The organism is Acetobacter syzygii, assembly GCF_000964225.1.
GTDB lineage: Bacteria > Pseudomonadota > Alphaproteobacteria > Acetobacterales > Acetobacteraceae > Acetobacter > Acetobacter syzygii.
In genome coordinates this window covers 144558-162364 of sequence record NZ_BAMZ01000027.1, presented here as the reverse complement: position 1 = coordinate 162364, position 17807 = coordinate 144558, and the positions used below count along the sequence as shown (strand labels likewise).

The 17807-nt window shown below is 43.1% G+C and carries 12 protein-coding genes and 1 pseudogene; 4 read left to right on the top strand and 9 right to left on the bottom strand.

The genetic code is table 11. The features are described 5' to 3' along the window. Positions 1-339 precede the first annotated feature (339 nt). The 5 genes and pseudogenes from Absy_RS10440 to Absy_RS10420 form a co-directional block, all read right to left on the bottom strand. Positions 340-947 (bottom strand): annotated as a pseudogene (locus tag Absy_RS10440) (transposase). A 319-nt stretch (positions 948-1266) separates the two neighbouring features. Beyond that, positions 1267-2526: an MFS transporter gene (locus tag Absy_RS10435; protein ID WP_158319855.1), complete on the bottom strand. Its 1260-nt coding sequence runs from the start codon at positions 2524-2526 to the stop codon at positions 1267-1269. A gap of 41 nt (positions 2527-2567) precedes the next feature. Continuing rightward, the gene (locus Absy_RS10430) at positions 2568-3725 is read right to left on the bottom strand and encodes a M20 aminoacylase family protein (RefSeq protein WP_048854683.1); all 1158 of its coding nucleotides are present in this window, start codon (positions 3723-3725) and stop codon (positions 2568-2570) included. Positions 3726-3741: 16 nt separating this feature from the next. Then, a complete protein-coding gene (locus tag Absy_RS10425; protein ID WP_158319854.1) occupies positions 3742-6228 on the bottom strand; it encodes a TonB-dependent receptor in 2487 nt (828 codons plus the stop codon). A 132-nt stretch (positions 6229-6360) separates the two neighbouring features. After that, positions 6361-7077 (bottom strand): SDR family NAD(P)-dependent oxidoreductase, encoded by a 717-nt coding sequence (locus Absy_RS10420; protein ID WP_048854681.1) that lies wholly within the window; start codon positions 7075-7077, stop codon positions 6361-6363. 791 nt (positions 7078-7868) lie between these two features. Here Absy_RS10420 and Absy_RS10415 point away from each other — a divergent pair. Both Absy_RS10415 and Absy_RS10410 read left to right on the top strand, forming a co-directional pair. Then, positions 7869-10148, top strand: coding sequence for a TonB-dependent receptor (locus tag Absy_RS10415; protein WP_158319853.1), 2280 nt, complete (start codon positions 7869-7871; stop codon positions 10146-10148). Between the two features lie 65 nt (positions 10149-10213). Then, a complete protein-coding gene (locus Absy_RS10410; protein ID WP_048854679.1) occupies positions 10214-11506 on the top strand; it encodes an MFS transporter in 1293 nt (430 codons plus the stop codon). Between the two features lie 60 nt (positions 11507-11566). Here the strand turns inward: Absy_RS10410 and Absy_RS10405 are convergent, their stop codons facing one another. Then, positions 11567-12295 (bottom strand): FCD domain-containing protein, encoded by a 729-nt coding sequence (locus tag Absy_RS10405; protein ID WP_084597113.1) that lies wholly within the window; start codon positions 12293-12295, stop codon positions 11567-11569. 296 nt (positions 12296-12591) lie between these two features. Here Absy_RS10405 and Absy_RS10400 point away from each other — a divergent pair, with 296 nt between their 5' ends. Together Absy_RS10400 and Absy_RS10395 are read left to right on the top strand one after the other, a co-directional pair. Further along, positions 12592-13950 (top strand): M20 family metallopeptidase, encoded by a 1359-nt coding sequence (locus Absy_RS10400; protein WP_084597111.1) that lies wholly within the window; start codon positions 12592-12594, stop codon positions 13948-13950. After that, entirely contained in the window at positions 13940-14941 is a 1002-nt protein-coding gene (locus Absy_RS10395) for an NAD(P)-binding domain-containing protein (protein WP_048854676.1), read from the top strand. Before Absy_RS10400 ends, Absy_RS10395 begins: the two co-directional genes overlap by 11 nt. A gap of 109 nt (positions 14942-15050) precedes the next feature. Here Absy_RS10395 and Absy_RS10390 read toward each other — a convergent pair whose 3' ends face one another. The 3 genes from Absy_RS10390 to Absy_RS13030 form a co-directional block, all read right to left on the bottom strand. Then, on the bottom strand, positions 15051-15923 hold the full coding sequence (locus Absy_RS10390) for a sulfurtransferase (RefSeq protein ID WP_048854675.1): 873 nt from the start codon (positions 15921-15923) through the stop codon (positions 15051-15053). A 4-nt stretch (positions 15924-15927) separates the two neighbouring features. Beyond that, positions 15928-16920 (bottom strand): 1-aminocyclopropane-1-carboxylate deaminase/D-cysteine desulfhydrase, encoded by a 993-nt coding sequence (locus Absy_RS10385; RefSeq protein WP_218831170.1) that lies wholly within the window; start codon positions 16918-16920, stop codon positions 15928-15930. A 736-nt stretch (positions 16921-17656) separates the two neighbouring features. Then, a complete protein-coding gene (locus Absy_RS13030) occupies positions 17657-17773 on the bottom strand; it encodes an SCO family protein (RefSeq protein WP_158319852.1) in 117 nt (38 codons plus the stop codon). Positions 17774-17807: the final 34 nt, after the last annotated feature.

Sequence of the window (17807 nt, the reverse complement as noted above, 5' to 3'; positions counted from 1 at the left end):
CGAAAACAGGGAGATCGTGAGGACAGAATCAGAAATTGACGTTCCTTCATACCTCCTGAAACACCATTCACTCCACAAACCAGCCGTCTCCCACGTCGGATGCAACCCCACCCCCACAGAATAAGATTATAGAACTTGAATTAATGCGATTACGTTGGCCACCCTTTCCTGGCCTACCTAAGCAAGTGGCAGAAGTGGGCGTGGCGGCAAAACATCAGACAACTCAAAGGTCAATTATGGCAAAAAACCACCAAGAACGCTAAACTAGCCATCACATTTTGCAAGAAGAACCTCTGCTGCAATTCAGTCTCCACTATATCCGATTGCTAGGCTCAGGACTTATTCTTTGAGGTAGAAGATGACGCTTGCTACGATGTGGATTGCGGACATGAATGTATGAGCAAAGCCGTCGTATCTGGTTGGAACACGTCGCCAGTTTTTCAGCTTTGCGAACATGTTTTCGATGAGGTGGCGCTTTTTATACAGGTGCCAGTCGTAAGATGGCTTTGATTTCCCGTTCTTCTTCGGCGGAATACAGGCTGTGATATTACGTTCTGCAAGTGATAACCTGATCTGGTTGCCGTCGTAGCCTCTGTCCCCAATGATTTCTTCTGTCTCATCAGGAAGGTCTACCAGAAGCACGTCTGCACCTCTGATGTCACTGACCAGCCTCGCAGTCAGACGCTTCACAAGCCTGCCTGTTCTGTCAGGATCACAAATACCCTGTCAAAGACATCCTGGCGACTCTACCGAATAAAGCGGTTGTATAAAGTCTTGTGCGGACCATACGCTTTCGAAGCGTCTTTTCACTGAAGACCGTTACGGATTACATAGACGATCCCGCTCAGAACACGCCGGTCACCCACGCGTGGCACTCCGTGCGCCAGAGGGAAAAATGGCGCAATCCGCTTCATCTGGCGCTCAGACAGCAAAAATACCTCACTTATGATGTATTAAGGTATCAGCATCTTATTTAAAAAGAATAAATTCAGAAAAGACCTTATTCCTTATTCGTTTTTTCATTGTTTTTCTCAATACAAACCTAGAATGAACTGCATGATAGAAAATATTACAATGGGAATAATGAACCATAAAAAGTATTTCAAACTATATTAGGTCATGCACGCCTACACCGGAATGTTTTTAAACATTATTTCGTGTCTCTCTTTTTAAAATCACCTTTTTATCATAGTTAACTCCATAAAATGCATCATTTTCTATTGTTAACCACGAGTGTCTGCCCAGTTGCCTAGACATAATATATTATCATGGAAAAACACTATTCTTTGCATTTGAATATTTAAAATTCAAATGCAGCAAGGATAAACTTCCAATAATGGATGCTCCTGTACCAACATATGCTGGTATCATCACACTACCCGTATGAGCAATTAACCATGCTACAATAGGCTGTGTTACACCACCAAACAAGCAAACAGCTAACGTGTATGTAATACCATAAACCAGAGATCTATTTTCTGTTGGCAATGACTCCAATATTAAACTCCAAACTGTCGTTGCCATCAAGCCAGCAGGAAGGAATAGAACAGTATTTAGAACAATCTGACTTATTATACCTGATAAATGTGTTGCATAATAATATGCAGGATAGAGAGAGAGGACCTGAATTAGATTCAAGGACAGAAGAATTTTCTTTGCAGGAATTTTAGCATGAAGATTCATGCTAATCAGCATTCCCAGAATACCCAATAACAGACCAATACTCATGGCAGCCATTGCTACAGTTGTCGGCAATCCTAGAACATTAACCGCATAACTAACGCCAAACGTTCTAATATAAGTAAGAACAGAACCACTTGCGACATATATAAACATGTTAATCGCAAAAAAACTCCCTACTTTCCTTTTTTGCGATTTTTTTACTTTTTTGAGAGGAATGTCTTGAGGAATAGATGAGCGAATCCAAAACCCGACAGGTACAATAAGAATCCCCATTGCAAATGGTATCCTCCATCCCCAAGAATACAAACTCTCTTTTGAAAGTATGAGTGATAAAATTAACCCAACAAAAACACCACAAAAAGAGGCTATATATTGTGTCGCAGGCTGCATAATAATATAAGCAGAACGGTAACGTTTCCCTATCTGAGAAAACAGTAGATCTGTCGATGGACCAACATCTCCACCTTCCGAAAAACCTTGCACAACCCGTGCAACAACGACTAAAATAGGTGCTGCATACCCTATAGTATTAACACCTGGTGTTAATACCAGGAATAGGGAGGAAATTCCCATAAGAATAAATGTTAAACTAAGTGTGGCAGCTGATCCATGTTTCTCAACATAAAATCCAAAGTAAACAGAACCAAGAGGGCGGGCAATATACCCAGCAGAAAATGTTAGCAACGCGCAAATAAGCGATACCATCGGGTTATGCGCAGAAAAAAAAACTTCTCCAATCATGGGAGCAAAAAAAGCGTATATAATAAAATTATAAAACTCTAGAAAATTCCCAATACTAGCTCCCAATGCTTGATGTTGATGATAGGGAACAATATTTTTCACTCTGTCAAACATTACAAACCTCAAAAACTTAAAAAATTCTTTTATGTCAGGAAATTTTCTACTAATTTTGCATAAAGAGCCGCACCATATGGAATTGCTTCATCATTAAAATTATAATTAGGATGATGTGGTGAAAATCCTTTGCCATTTCCAATCATGCCATAAGCTCCCTCTATATGCTCAAGCATAAAACCAAAATCTTCTGATCCCATAAGTTTTTTTGCGTTTGTTTTAACATTTTTTTCTCCCAACAAAATCTTTGCTGTTTCAGAAAAAAAATCAGATTTTTCTTTATTGTTAACTGTTGGAACAAAAATAACTTTAAAATCCACCTTAGCTTCAGCACCGTGGGAGCTTGCAATACCCTGGGAAATTTCTGTCACACGCTTTTTTATGAATTCCATTATATCATTACTAAAGCATCTTACTGTACCACCCAAAACAACATGATGTGGAATAACATTATACGCAGAACTAGATGACTCCACTCGTGTTACGCTAAGAGAAGCACTTTCGAAAGCCGTAATATTTCTTGAAAGGATAGTTTGCAATGCCAAAACAACTTGAGCGCCAACAACAATAGGATCAATACCAGTTTCAGGACGAGAAGCATGCGCTCCTAATCCGGTTATCGCTATATCAAAAAAAGCACCACCGGCCATAATAGGTCCATGATTGATCCGAAACTCACCTATCTCCAGTTCAGGTGAGTTGTGCATCCCAAAAATGGCATCACAGGGGAAACGGGTAAAAAGATCATCTTGCAACATTGCCTGCGCACCCCCGGCTCCTTCCTCGCCAGGTTGGAAAATAAAATGCACAGTTCCATTAAACTTCCTTGTTTGTGCAAGATACTGCGCAGCTCCAAGTAGCATGGTGGTATGCCCATCATGGCCACAGGCATGCATTTTATGAGCAATAGTACTCTTATACGGAAGGTCGTTTTCCTCCTGCATAGGTAGGGCATCCATGTCAGCTCTTAAGCCAATTTTTCTATGCCCTGAACCCGCACGCAGAACACCAACAACTCCAGTTTTCCCTACTCCTTCATGCACTTCTATACCGAAAGACCGCAATTTTTGCGCAACCAGTCCTGCTGTACGGTATTCCTCCAAACCCAACTCAGGATGAGCGTGAAGATCCTGGCGAAATGCTGTCAAATCTTCATGAAATTTTCTGATATTTTGTATAATATTCATTTTTTACTCACATTCCTTACAAATCAAAACCAACACGAGCACCTATAAATCTGGGTGGGGCTGGCAACCAATATTGTGAAACAGTTACTGATCCACCTGCTGTATAATACTTTCTATTAGCAAGGTTACTTCCATAAACCGTTACATTCCATTTCCCACTATTAGGCCTGAAGGACATATGCGCACCAAGCGTAAAATACGGAGGCAAATGATAACCATATGTGTTCAAACCGCCCACGCTTGTTGCCTGCGTGCTTCTATATTGCCAATCCAAACCTGTTTCCCATTGATAATAACGAAATGCATTAACACGATAGTTAGCAAAACCATTCAGTGTTAACTTTGGGTTTCCCATATCTTCATTAGCGTAATTTGTATTAATCTGAGCCCATTGTCCGGTATTTTTATAATGTGCATTTACTGCGGGAAGATCTGTTGCTTCAAACCGGATATAATTACCTCTCTGATAACCAATATTTTGACTAATAAACAGGTTTTTAAACGGATGTAGCTCTAGAGTTGCCTCAATTCCCCATATCTCTGAATGTGGAATGTTAATATATTTTCCAATTGTCCCGTACTGAGGAAGAACAATTGGAGATGCAAGTTCCTGCCCCCGGTAATCATAGTAAAAAGCAGCGGCATTCAACCTTACTTTATTTTTTATAATGTCAGACTTAAATCCTGTTTCATATGCCAGTACTGTTTCTGGCTTAGTCGGCACAAGCTGTTCCTGAACAACAGTATTGTTGGCAGTAAGAGCACCAGGTTTAAACCCTTTACTAACTTTAAAATAATACATAAAATTTTGGACCGGCTGCCATTGAACACCAATTTCTCCAGAAAACTGGTTAGATGCCGCACCAGATGCTGCAAAACCTAGATCCTGCGTTTGTGCTTGGCACAGCTTGGTAGCGGAGCATAAATTACTTGATGCATAATGAATGGTATGAAGGTTATACAATTGCCGATCATCAGCCTCGTGGCTAATACCACCAAATAGTGTTACATGACGCGGCAACTGATAAGATAGATGTGCATATTGCGAAAATGTCTGTTGATCATCGTTAAATTTTGTTTGTGATAGATACCCGCGTGCTGGTGTATAATCAGTAAAATCCAGAAATTCATTCTGTTTTGATTGAACCCTATTATAATAAGCGCCCACAATCCACTTCAGGCGGTCATGCAAACTATTACCATATAATTTAATTTCCTGACTAAACGAATTTGTACTTATAGTTCGATATTCATCACCTGTACGCCAGATGGTCGCATCTTCATCTATAAACTCACCACGATGCTCTGTTTCGTACGCACTGATGGTTTCAAGTTTTGCAAAATTCAAATCTCTTACAAAACGCAGGTTAAAACCCCACAAAACGTTTCGTTCACTCGGTTTTAGGTTAGCATTGCGGCCTATAAGGTTTGCAAATGCTGGATCCATACTCCATTCTGTTTGCCTATACGGCAGCACATAACTCCCTGCGGGGCTACTCCCGTTAAGGCTAACAAGATTACCAGGACGCGATGGCAAAGAGTTAACTGTTGTTACACCATTAATATTTTCCGATCGGTCTTGCACCCACTGGGCAGTCAACTTGATTTCCGTCTTTGAATCCGGATTCCATTTGAGTTTACCTCTAACAGCTCCCGTATCAGCGTCACCCAAGTTTGTATTGTGTGATGGACTGTATTGCCATCCGCCGCCCTGCAAGGTTTGCGCAGCAATCCGAAAGCCAAGATTTTCAGTAATAGGTCCAGAAATATAAGCGTCTGTGCGGCTACGAGCGTAACTTGCTATATCTTCCGATAATCCACCATGTAATTTATCTGTCGGGTCATTGGTAACAATATTAACTTCCCCCCCGGTATCTGCCTGACCATGTTCAAAACCAACTGGACCAGGTTTGATACTTACTGCGGAAACGTCAAATAGTTGTCCTGTTATCATAGATGAAAATGGATAAGCCACCCCATCTATGTAAGTCATAACAGATTGGGTATTATTGTTTGTAATATCGCGCATACCTATGCCACGAATATTAAAGTCAACAGTAGAAGTACCATTACTTTGCTGAATACTCAGGTTAGGGGCAAGATTTTGCAGATTGAAAATACTGACCACCCCCTGCTGCTTTAATCTTTCTGCACTGATATGAGTGTCAGAATTCGCCTCATGCTGTTCTCGCGTGAAATTAAAAGCAGCTCGACGACTTTTTACATCTATATCTTCACTATGCGCAGATTGGTACGCAGTATTTTTGACCTCTATTTTCTTTAATTTCTTCTTACCATGCACTGATGCCGCATTATTGCTCCACGCTCCTACCTGAGCTGCATTGCTTCTTGCATAGCCTTCTTCGCGCGCAACGGTTAAACCCGCAACACCATAAACCACTAATGATAACGTATTGATATATGAGGTAGCGCGCCTTTTTTCCCCCGAAAAAAGGACTGCCCGCCTCTCGATCCACCCTGATTTTAACATACCAAGCCCCATGATTTTAATCTTTAATTTTAGTATATTATTTTTTATACGATTCGCAATGCTAATTTTATATTTAACTATTTTACGTCGTTTAATTTGCATAAAGAGTATATAATTCTATAATGTATGTTCACATAACATTAATTACTCTACATCATAATCAATTCTCGGTCGGACTGATATTTCCGATATCTGAGTATTATCACCAATATCAACAATAATTCTTACAGCTTTTGCATGGTCCCTAGCTTCACTCTCGCGCCATTTTAATTTTTTATCCTTGTATTCTTTTTTATTTATATTTTTTGTTGGTCCAGGATAAATAGTTGCCACTCTTATTCCTGCCGCAGCTTCTTCCAATCGCAAAGAGTCTGCAATGCCGCGTAAGGCAAATTTGGAAGCAACATAAACTGTATGCCCAGCAATACCGCGCTGGCCGGCACCTGAATTAATAAAGATCACCCGCCCTAAATGCTCTCTAAGTTTATGCAAAGACAACCTAGTCACTTCAGCTGGTACAAACACATTTATATTAAAAACCTTCTGCCACAAATCATAATCACTATTTTCAATAGATATTTTCTCTAAATTTGCAGCAGAGTGCACCAAAACATTTATTTTATTTATATTTCTAAAAAAATTTTCTCTTCCTTTTTTATCAAGAAGATCGAGTTTTATTGGAATAATATTGGTTTTATTTTCCAAGTCCTTAATTTTTTTATCATTTCTCCCTATCGCATAAACAAGATGATCTGCTGCCAATTCATGAACGATAGCAAGACCAATCCCACTTGTTCCTCCCGTAACCACCGCGACGGGAAGTTCGGCATGTTGAACGTAGTTTATATTTAACGAATTCATTATGTTGTTTCCTTTTTTCACTATATATTTTGACTGTTTTGTGCAGCATATGTCAACCAGCTTTTGATGGCCGCCTCAATTATAACTATTTTATTTAGTGATATAGATGCAGGATTACTCCATCTACTAAAAACACTCTTGGATGAGAATCTTTACCAAAAAATAAAAACAAAGTTCGCAGCAATGTGGTATATAAGCAGCATAAGCCCAATCTCTACTCCCGACATAGATACTTTAAATGCATCTCAATTATGTATAAATAATATTACTTATATGCAATAAATTTAATTAAAATGACTAATTCCCCCAAAATTATTTATTATGTAATTTAAATAAATATCTCATTTAATATTTACTTATCTTTCGCATTCGTCATGCATCAGCATTTTTAGGAATTTCATTTCGATATTGACTCAATTCAAGATAAAGATATATGATATATCAGATAGCCCCACATCTCTTTGTGGCGTATTATCTGTTGAACTTGAGGAATCCTCCCTTAATCAACAATTAGAGAAATACTATGATAAATAGTGTAATTCATGCTCTAAATTATTCCTCCTTTTTATTTTACATTTTTGTTATTTTCCAAAATATCCATAATTTTCCTTCCACAAAACAAACTGGAATTTTCTGTTTGTGAAGGAAATTTCAATCATTCATATTTTTTTGCATTTTACGATGATACATCATATATCATACGACAGGAATCGTATCCAACATAATCAACTTAGTTTTTTCGTACTTAATGTTCTTGAGTAACTGACGCCACACCGCAGGAGATGCCCGATATGCTGCATGACAAGTATCCATTCATGTCTCGTCCTTTACCGTCCCGGCTTACACGGAAGTCGTTGCTCCAACTAAGCGTTGTTGTTTCGGCCTTCAGTTTGTCGCCCGATGCATTTTCCCGAACCACGCATCAGACTACGAACAACAGCACCACTCAGCATGACCCATCGGCCAAACCTGCAGTTGGCAAAGCCAACATGGCAAAAAAACAGATTAATAAAGCCCATACAGGGGACAAGCTGACATCGCACGAAGTGGAGGAAGTACTCGTTTCTGGCGGTAGAACAGCCAATGGTCCTCGCTCTGCGGTAAAACCTATGCTCATCTCCAACTCGCCTTTGAGCGATATTGCCGTAGTTAGTCATCTTGATAACGAACAGATCCGTAATACACCCGTACACGTCAGCGCCGATTTATTGCGTTCCATTCCTGGCTTTCAGGTCGCTGACTTTCAAGACGGCGGCATTGCTCAGGGGATTGGTGCCCGAGGTTGGTCCACTGAATCTGACGGCAACTATGTTGCAACATACATTGATGGTTCCATCCGCAACGTATATTCGGGTGTGCTGAACGGTTACAACGACCTTAACCCTCTTATTCCCGAATTGATTGGTGGAGTCACAGTTATTTCCGGGCCATTTGATGTCCGTTATGGTGGCAACTTTGCCAGTGCTGGCAGCGCATTGTTTACAACCAGGGATGATGTAGCCACTGGCATTTCCGCATCTGGTGGTTCTTACGGCAAAGCCCGCGTACTCGGGACGTATAGCAAACACATGGGTAATGTTACGTTCTATTCTGCATTGGAAGGGATGTACGAAGCAGGATACCGCCAGAATGGTATAACCCGCCGCATAAACAGCTTTAACAAGGTAGTCGTTAATATCAGCCCTGAAGATACTTTTAAAATGAGTGCACAGGGCTACTGGACGGATTACGGGCAACCGGGGTCCATTCCTCTAAGCTACATCCAACAAGGTTTGATTTCAGAGCGTTCACCTCGTTACAACAAAGATCGAGGAGCCAACAATCAATATACCCTCAATGCTCAGTTTGAACATGTTCATAACAACTTTACTTTGGACGCAACATTATTTTTCAACAAAACGTGGTTAATCCGCCAAATTACACTTGGCTTACCCGGCACCGTTACACCACAGCGTGAATATCTGGATGACCGTTACACCGTTGGAGCGGCCATTGAACCTTACTGGAAATTCCACCTGCCAAACGGTGGCCTGTTTGACATTAAAACAGGATTGACCAATCATATCGACTGGGCGAGAGATTTCCGTATTCCCGGCTATGATGGGGTACCCTACACGGCAGAAAACAGTCAGTTTTTCTCAAGCTTTCTGAACATGAACAGGTTTATGGAAGACAACTTGTCAACCTACCTCTCCACATCCATCAGCCCTTTACCATGGATTAAAATGACCGGCGGCGCACGCTACGATCATTTTTTCTATTCCATTAATGACACCAAATATAACAGTGCCACAAGCGGTTTACGTCGCCAGAGATTAAGCACCAGTGTTGGAACACCAACAGTCAAAGCCGCTATTGCCATTAACCCCTACAAGCCCGTAACAATTTTTGTCAATTACGGGCAAAGTGTAACATCACCTGATGCCAACAGCGATATTACTGTTAATCCATCATTAGCTCCTACTGTACTCACCAGTGGTGAAGCTGGTATCCGCTATGATTACCTGCCGTTGGGTGCCCATGTGCAAGGTAGTGCTTATAAAACCATAGATTCGAACGAAATCGGCGTAAACCAAGCTACACTTCAAACACAAAATATGGGCAAATCCTACCGTTGGGGTTTTGATACGGATGCTGCTATTACTCTTTTTAAATATCATGGAGCCAAGCTAGATTTGCATGGTAATTACAACTGGGTACATGCCCGCTTAGACAGCAGCACCAACAACTATATTCCGAACGTAGCAGACTGGCTCGCTTCTTATGGCCTGAATGCCACCGTTCCTGTGGACAAAATCAATCGACGTGCTTTGATTATGTCATTCGACCATAATTTTGTGGGGCCTCAGCCACTGGATAAAGCCAGAAATTACACAGCCCCACAATATCAGAGGCTTTCCGCACGCGTCATGTATAATGACAAAAAACTGTCAAACATGAGAGTATGGATGTCAGCGATTGTCTTTCCTACCAACCGTTTTGCTGAAGATGCTTGGATTTCTGGCAGTACTATTTACACTGCGCCCCAACCTCGGCTTATGCTGGAAGGTGGATTTTCGTTCGGATTATAAAAACAACTGGGAGCGTCTTGCTCAAGGCGCTCTCTTTTATTTTTTCAATTGGAGTATAACTTCTCATGCGGCAGAATAATACGCTGTCCAAACGCGTTTTCAGGCGTATTGATCATCGTGTGCTTGCAGTTCTGTCGTTCGCATATGTTATCAACTGTGTTGATCGTGCAAACATTTCCTTTGCCCACCTTAGCATGAATGCCGACCTGCATCTGACTGAAGCAGATTATGGTGTAGCCGTTGGTATATTTTATTTAGGATATGTTTTATTTGAGCTCCCATCTGCGTGGTTATTTAAAAAAATTGGCGCTCCCCGAACATTCTCCCGTATTATGATTTTATGGGGGCTGGTTGGTATGGCTATGTTTTTTTGCACTGATAAAATCCAATTTTATGGCCTTCGCTTTTTGCTTGGCGTCTTTGAGGCTGGATTTTCACCACTTGCATTATATGTACTGTCTTTATGGTATCCTCCAGAAAAAATGGGACGTGCCATTTCCATACAACAGATAGCAGGTCCTCTTTCGGGGGTACTCGTTGGTATTTTGTCCGGCTTTATTATAACAACCATGCATGATGTATGGGGTATCAGTGGCTGGCGCTGGATGTTTGTGATTGAATCCCTCCCCGCTGTTTGCCTTGGTATTTGGATTCTGTTTTTTTTACCTGCAGGACCGCAAGAAGCTACTTGGTTAAATACAGAGGAAAAAATCTTCTTAAAAAACAGTTTTTCCTTATCAAATGAACAGACTGTACACTCCGCAAGCGCCTTTAGCATGATCCATATCCGTAGCTTATTTATGCTGGCAGTGCCTTTTATTTTTATTGTTTGTGGCAATGATATTTTCAGTTTCTGGCTGCCACACTTTATACAATCGACCCATATCCAATCGAATATGCACATTGGCTTCCTATCAAGCATTCCCTATCTATTTGCAACATGCATTATGTTAATAGCTGGTCGTCTAGCAGACACAGCCTTGTCAATCCGTAAAAACCTATGCGCTGTATTCTGCCTTATTGCTGCAAGTGCTCTCATTTTTTTGGCTTATGACAGCAAAAGTCTGATCAGCGTTTTAGCATGCTCTACAATTGGTCTTGCCAGTCTTTATGGAGCGTATGTCGTATTCTGGACCTTACCAAAATCAGTTATGATCAATCCACCATCCTCAACCGATTTTGCGGCTATCAACACTTGCGGTATGATTGCGGGAATAGTCTGCCCGATTATAGTAGGAAAACTGGCAACTCAGACAGGTGGCTTTGCACTCTCTGAACTCGGTACAGCACTCCTCATGTTCTGTGCAGCAGCATTCCTAACAATTCCCTACAAAAAACCATCATTAAATAATAACTGAATAATACACATAAAATTTAGGAATAAATATATAAAATGAATTTATTCCTAAATATAATTTTCAACGATTAAGATAAGACTCCAAATTATGGAGAATTATTTCCGTTCCCTTATCAATGGATTTTTTTATAATATTACAAACCTCTTCTTTATTCCGATACTTAACTGCGGATAAAAGCAGATCATAATTATGCGGCATATCCGTCTCTACATCCGCTTGCGGAAACAAATAATTGAACATAGGCCCAATTTTCAGCCATAGCTGTTCTATAATTTCCAAAAGAACGGGTTTATCTGCAGCTGCATAAAGACGAAAACGAAAAGCATGATTGAAAGACAACGCAGCCGAAATATCCCCTTTACGTTTAGCGCGCCGAAAATCTAGCAAGATTTTTTCCAGTTCTTGAACATCCTGCTTTGTCAGATTTTCCATCGCATGCATTGCAGCCAATGGTTCAATCGCCCGACGTATTTCAGCCAGTTCCAGGTATTGTTTGGGTTCGAGCAGAGGCACCGCAAAAGACTGCGCGGGAGATGCTTCCAGCACGCCTATCGCCACCAGCCGCAAAAGAGCTTCACGCACCGGGGTAACACTGGTCCCCAGCAACTCTGCCAGTTCCCGCGTGACCAGACGATCAGCCGGATGCAGCCGCCCCTCCAGAATCTCTCGACGGATACTTTTTTCAGCATAATCAGCAAGAGCAACCCGTTGCGGACGTTCAATTTTAATCACGCTTTGTACCAAACCCCCAGCGTTACGAACACGTTTTATATCTCTTGTTACACTCATTCTAAATTTTATGCTCTACCATCCACACTGCCAGACACAACCACCCGTTCCAGCTCCGCCACAAGGCATCCATATGTTGCAAAAACTCTTTAGCAATAAATCCGCCACATCGTCATGTCTGTTCTGCGTCATAGCCGACACGCTGATAAACAACCAGCTTTCCTCTTTTTACATCTTCATCAAAATTGATCTGCACGACCGATTTATCCTCACCTACTTATTATGATATATCATATACTAAAATTCATACGAATCATGCTCTTGCATATTTTTTGCAAGTTTAAAGGATCTACACCGTGCCTGTTCCATTACTAACCCACACCTTAGCTACTTTGGAACAGTGGACCCGCATTCCATCCTATGCGGGAAATACGCACGCCATGCATGAGATGGCCATGACCATAACAGAGTTTTTAACAAAAACTCTGGGTGCAGAAATCATTGCTGATGGAACAGGCAACGCTAGCGGGGTAATCCATGCCATTATCGATCGTGGATCAGATATTACATTATTACTTTACAATATGTATGATGTTATGCCTGCCACACCTGACAACTGGCTGGTTCCTCCGTTCGAGGGACATATTATTTCTCTCCCAGATAAAGGGAAGTGTTTTGTTGGACGCGGCGCCGAAAACAATAAGGGGCCACTTGTTGGTATGCTGGAAGCGCTCAGCACGCTCCTGAATTCTAACCAACTGGACGCCAACATAGAAATCATCCTTGATGGTGAAGAAGAAACCGGTAGCGAAAGTTTACAGCGTTACATGGCAGGTAATCCTCTGCATTTTTCTTCTGATGCGGGATTATTCCCATCTTTTTGTGAGTATGGTGGAGGACCACCACGTATGTACCTTGGCTGCAAAGGCATGATCCGGGGACAAATAACAATCACTGGAGGGGCGTGGGGTGGGCCTGAGCATCCCATTCACTCCTCTAATAGTCCATGGATTGCCAACCCCGCATGGCGGCTGCTCCACGCTCTGGATAAGTTGTCACAAGATGACATGGGAACCATTTTACCTTTAAGCCCCCTTGACCACGAAGCCAACGCACTCGTCCAGACTTTAGCCAGCACATTTGACCTGGAAGCAGAACTCAGATTCCGGGCAACACAGCGTTATGGAGTTAGCGGCACAACGGCTGATCATTTAGCCATTATGCTCGGAGGCAGCGCATGTAATCTGTCCTCCTTGACGGCAGGACATAGCAATGAACCTGCTGTCATTCCCTCTCATGCGAGTGCAAAATTTGACCTACGTTTTCCACCAGATATAAAAACAGACGAAATTTTATCTATTTTCCATAATAAACTAAATCATGATTCTATTTTTTCTCCCAATATAAATGTCACCTCAATTTGTCCCGGCTTTCGTATTTCAGGTCAGGCAGCACCTGCCCGTGCATTAGAAGAGTGCTACACAAATTCTGGCCATACAGCACAAATCTGGCCATGGGCACCTGGCACCATGCCGGGAGCATTTTTTAGCACCAACGGGCCCGGATTACTTATTGGTGGACTTGGTTATGGTGGCAATGCCCATGCTGCCAACGAGTTTGTGACCCTGAGCGGGTTGCAGCGTTTTCTGGCCTTTATGCTGCACTGGTTACCAGCAACAGCCCAAAAATGCAGGATAGAAAAACATGCTCCATGATAGACCACACTCCCCGATCTTTTTAATGGATCGTGAGGACATTCTTAGAGCTGGAGGAGATAATATTCATTTGGCCATGCAGGATGTGACCAGGACTATTGCTCTTTTGCAAGATGGGCAGGCTGGAATGCCTGCTGAAATTTCTGTTCCTTTAGCTGAAACTGCTGGCCCCTCCGCTAAAATTTATGCTCTACCGGCATGGTTGGGTGGGAATTACCAAACTGCGGGTGTCAAATGGACGGCACATCGACAAATCCGCCCTACTGATGAAGCTGCCGCTGTTTCTACCACCTTGGTCAACTGCCTGCGCACCGGCAACAGGCTCGGGGTTGTTGCCAGTGAAATTCTGACAGCCGTAAGAACCGCAGCGGTATCCGCTATTGTTATGCAAAGCATCCCTTTTGACCATGCTCCACGTATTGCTATTCTGGGTGCGGGAACTATAGCTGCCAGACATCTTGCAATGGCCGTAGAACTGTTTGGCAATGCGGGGTCTGCCATTATGCTGTGGAACCGTACGCAACAAGCTGCTCACACACTGGCTGCGCACTACCCAAGGGAATTGGTTCGCGTTGTTCCTGACTTACAAGAAGCCATGCACGAGGCCGATATTGTGCTGGCCTGCACGTCCGCAGAACACCCTTTTATTCTCCGCCACCACATTCACCCCAACATGCTCCTGATCCAGGCAGGATATGATGAAGCTCACTCTGATGCCGTAACAGCGTTTGACCATATATGTCTGGATTTATGGGGTGATTTTTCTCAAACCAGTGTCAAAAGCCTGTTTCGCCTCTATCGGGAAGGTCACATAGCACGCACGGATATTACCGCGGACCTCCGTGCAATCATTCTCGATAACTGGCGGCCAAATATGGGAGAAAGTGTTTATTTTTCTAGCTTTGGACTTAATATTTTCGATATTGCCCTAGCCTCCCGCATAATCCGAACAACACAAGAGACCTTTACACCAAACTTAACGGAACTCTAAGTGCAGTTCCACTACTCTCTGGAGTTAAACAAAAACCAATATTTTATTTTTATGAATAACAGCAAGAATGTAACATCTTACTGTTATTCACCATCTTTAGATTATCGCCTTAATCATGAACCTGTGCAGAGCGTTCAACAGGCAAATCCTCCCGACTTCCCCATTCTTCCCATGATCCATCATATATGGCGGGAAGAGGATACCCCGCAACACTCAATGCCAATGCGAGAATGCAGGCTGTAACCCCGGAACCACAACTCACAATGATCGGCTTGTGAGAAGATATTCCCGATTTTTCAAAGATATCTTCAAGATCAGGAATGTTTTTCAATCGTCCGTTAGAATCCAGAAGACTGGCATACGGTACGTTAATAGCTCCAGGAATATGCCCTGCCCTGACACCTTGATAAACACCACTTGCGTGACCAGAGAAAAAAGCTGGCGGCCGCACATCAACAAGCAATGCTTTACCGCTTTGCACATTATGCAGAACATCCTGCCAGGTTTTTGTTACGTTCTTCTGTTGTTCCAAAGTATAAGTAACAGATGAATGTGATAAAAAGACCTGACCTTGCTCTACAGGGGCTCCAGAAGCGGTCCATGCGGGGTAACCACCATTTAAAACCGCTATCTGAGTATGACCATGTATTTTGAACATCCACCAGATCCGGGCTGCGCTGTATAATCCGGAACGATCATAAACGACGATAGGCCGTGCCATATCTAACCCCGCCTGCGCAACCAAACGGGCAAAATCCTGAGCATTTGGCAACATTCGGGATGGTGGTGTAGCAACTGGAAGGCACAGCATATCCACGTCACACCGAATAGCTCCGGGAATATGCCCTGCCTGAAACTCAGCATCCAGATCGCGCATGGCGGAAGGAGGCGCCCATGTTGCATCGACAACCTGTACCGCACCTTGCTCCATACGAGAGCGAAGGGCAGAAACTTCAATAATATCCTGCCACGCGCCGCACATACCCTTAGCTCACAAAATTATCTGCAAATGGGAAGAGTGCTGGCGACCCACCGCAATGAATAAAAATGACCCGACTATGTGGTGCAATCGTACCATCCGCCACCAATCCGAACAGGCCAGCCATGGCTTTACCGGTATAAACTGGATCCAGCAGGATTCCCTCGCTCCTCCCCACCCGTTCTATGGCAGCATTACCATCCGCACTAGGCACGCCATAAGATGTACCTACATAGTTATCTGCGACAATCACATCATCTGGTTGAACTGTATGATCAACTTCCAATAACGCCGCACATTCGTTAGCAATCCGCGCAATACGTTCTTGAAACCAGACAGCATCGCGCGAGACACTCACACCAATCACCCGTGTTTGGGGCCAGAACATCCGGCAACCAATCAACAATCCCGCCATAGTGCCACCAGAACCAACAGGAAGAACCAGAGTATCAGGCGGTGCAATGTTCATGCTTTTGCACTGTTCTGCCATTTCTCTTACCGCCCGGACGTAACCTAACGCTCCAGTCGCGTTTGCTCCACCCAAAGGAATAACATAGGGCACACCCCCTGTCTCTGTTACGGACTGGGCCAGTGCTTCAAAACGTGCATCGATAAGATGGAAATAGTCGTCTGGGTCAAGGAACTCGAGCGAAGCTCCAAAAATACGGTCAAGGAGCAGATTACCCTGATAATGCTCTGGTTTGTTCCCACGCAGCACCAGCATGGCTTTCATACCAAATTTAGCGGCACAGGCCGCCACCATACGGGCGTGATTGGATTGATGCCCACCTGTGGTAATAAGCACCTCAGCCTTGGCAGCCAGCGCTTCAGCCATCAGATACTCCAGCTTGCGGACCTTGTTTCCGCCGCCGCCAAAGCCCGTATAATCATCTCGCTTGACCAGAATCTGTACCCCAAGTTCATCACTCAGGCGTGGCAATGCATCTATAGGGGTAGGCATAAATCCAAGAGGAATACGAGCAAAACTATTGAGTTCCAAAATCTGCTTCTCCCTACGACCACATGGCAATGGCATAAATTGCAATTGACCATATGCCATCAATAAAACGATCAATAATGATATATCATATATCATTATTTTGTTAAGTAAGACAATTCCGAAAATTTTCTTTCACTCAAATTGTGAACACTCTTTGGTGGTTCATCCCTTAAAAGGGCTCTCCCCTATATCAATCCACACCATTTCAATATCGTCATCTGGTGAACACAAAGTTCGCTGTTCCAATACCCCTTTTGCTGCAACAAAGAATGGTTCTCCCAACAAAAATCTCGTCAAAAATGAACAGATTCTTGTAACAGGAACCAATCTCTCACCCGCACAGACACACCCTGTAGGCCAGACAACATGTAGCGCAGACAAGCGTGATTTTTGGCCAGAGTGTTGCAGATATGATGGTAACCATCCCTGACGTCAGCTTTACCCAAGGAAATGGTCCACATGACCCAATATTCCTTACGCAGATCTGGAGATCGCCAGTCATGGGAGCTTAAATATTCATTCTGGAAGACAGCTTCCCCATGACCCAACCAGCCTGAAATCAGAGAGAGGACAACAGCCGTTGAAGATCGGCTGCAATCTGATGGGCGCTGGAATCGACTGGCACCAGCCCACAAGGCGGTTTTGACCGTCCATCAGATAGAACAATGAATTATCCCGCGCCATCACTGGCACGATGACGGGCAGAAACATGAAACGCTTTCATAACCGGCAGAATTTATGCTTCGCTTCCCGTCAGACCAACAATGCGTGGGGAAAATCTCTGAACGTAATTCTGAACAATTTCTGGCCCATCCCGCTCAAGGGTCAACCGAGATAAAAACAGATGTAACACGCCCTCCCCCGCAGACCCAGCTCATCAAGAGTGA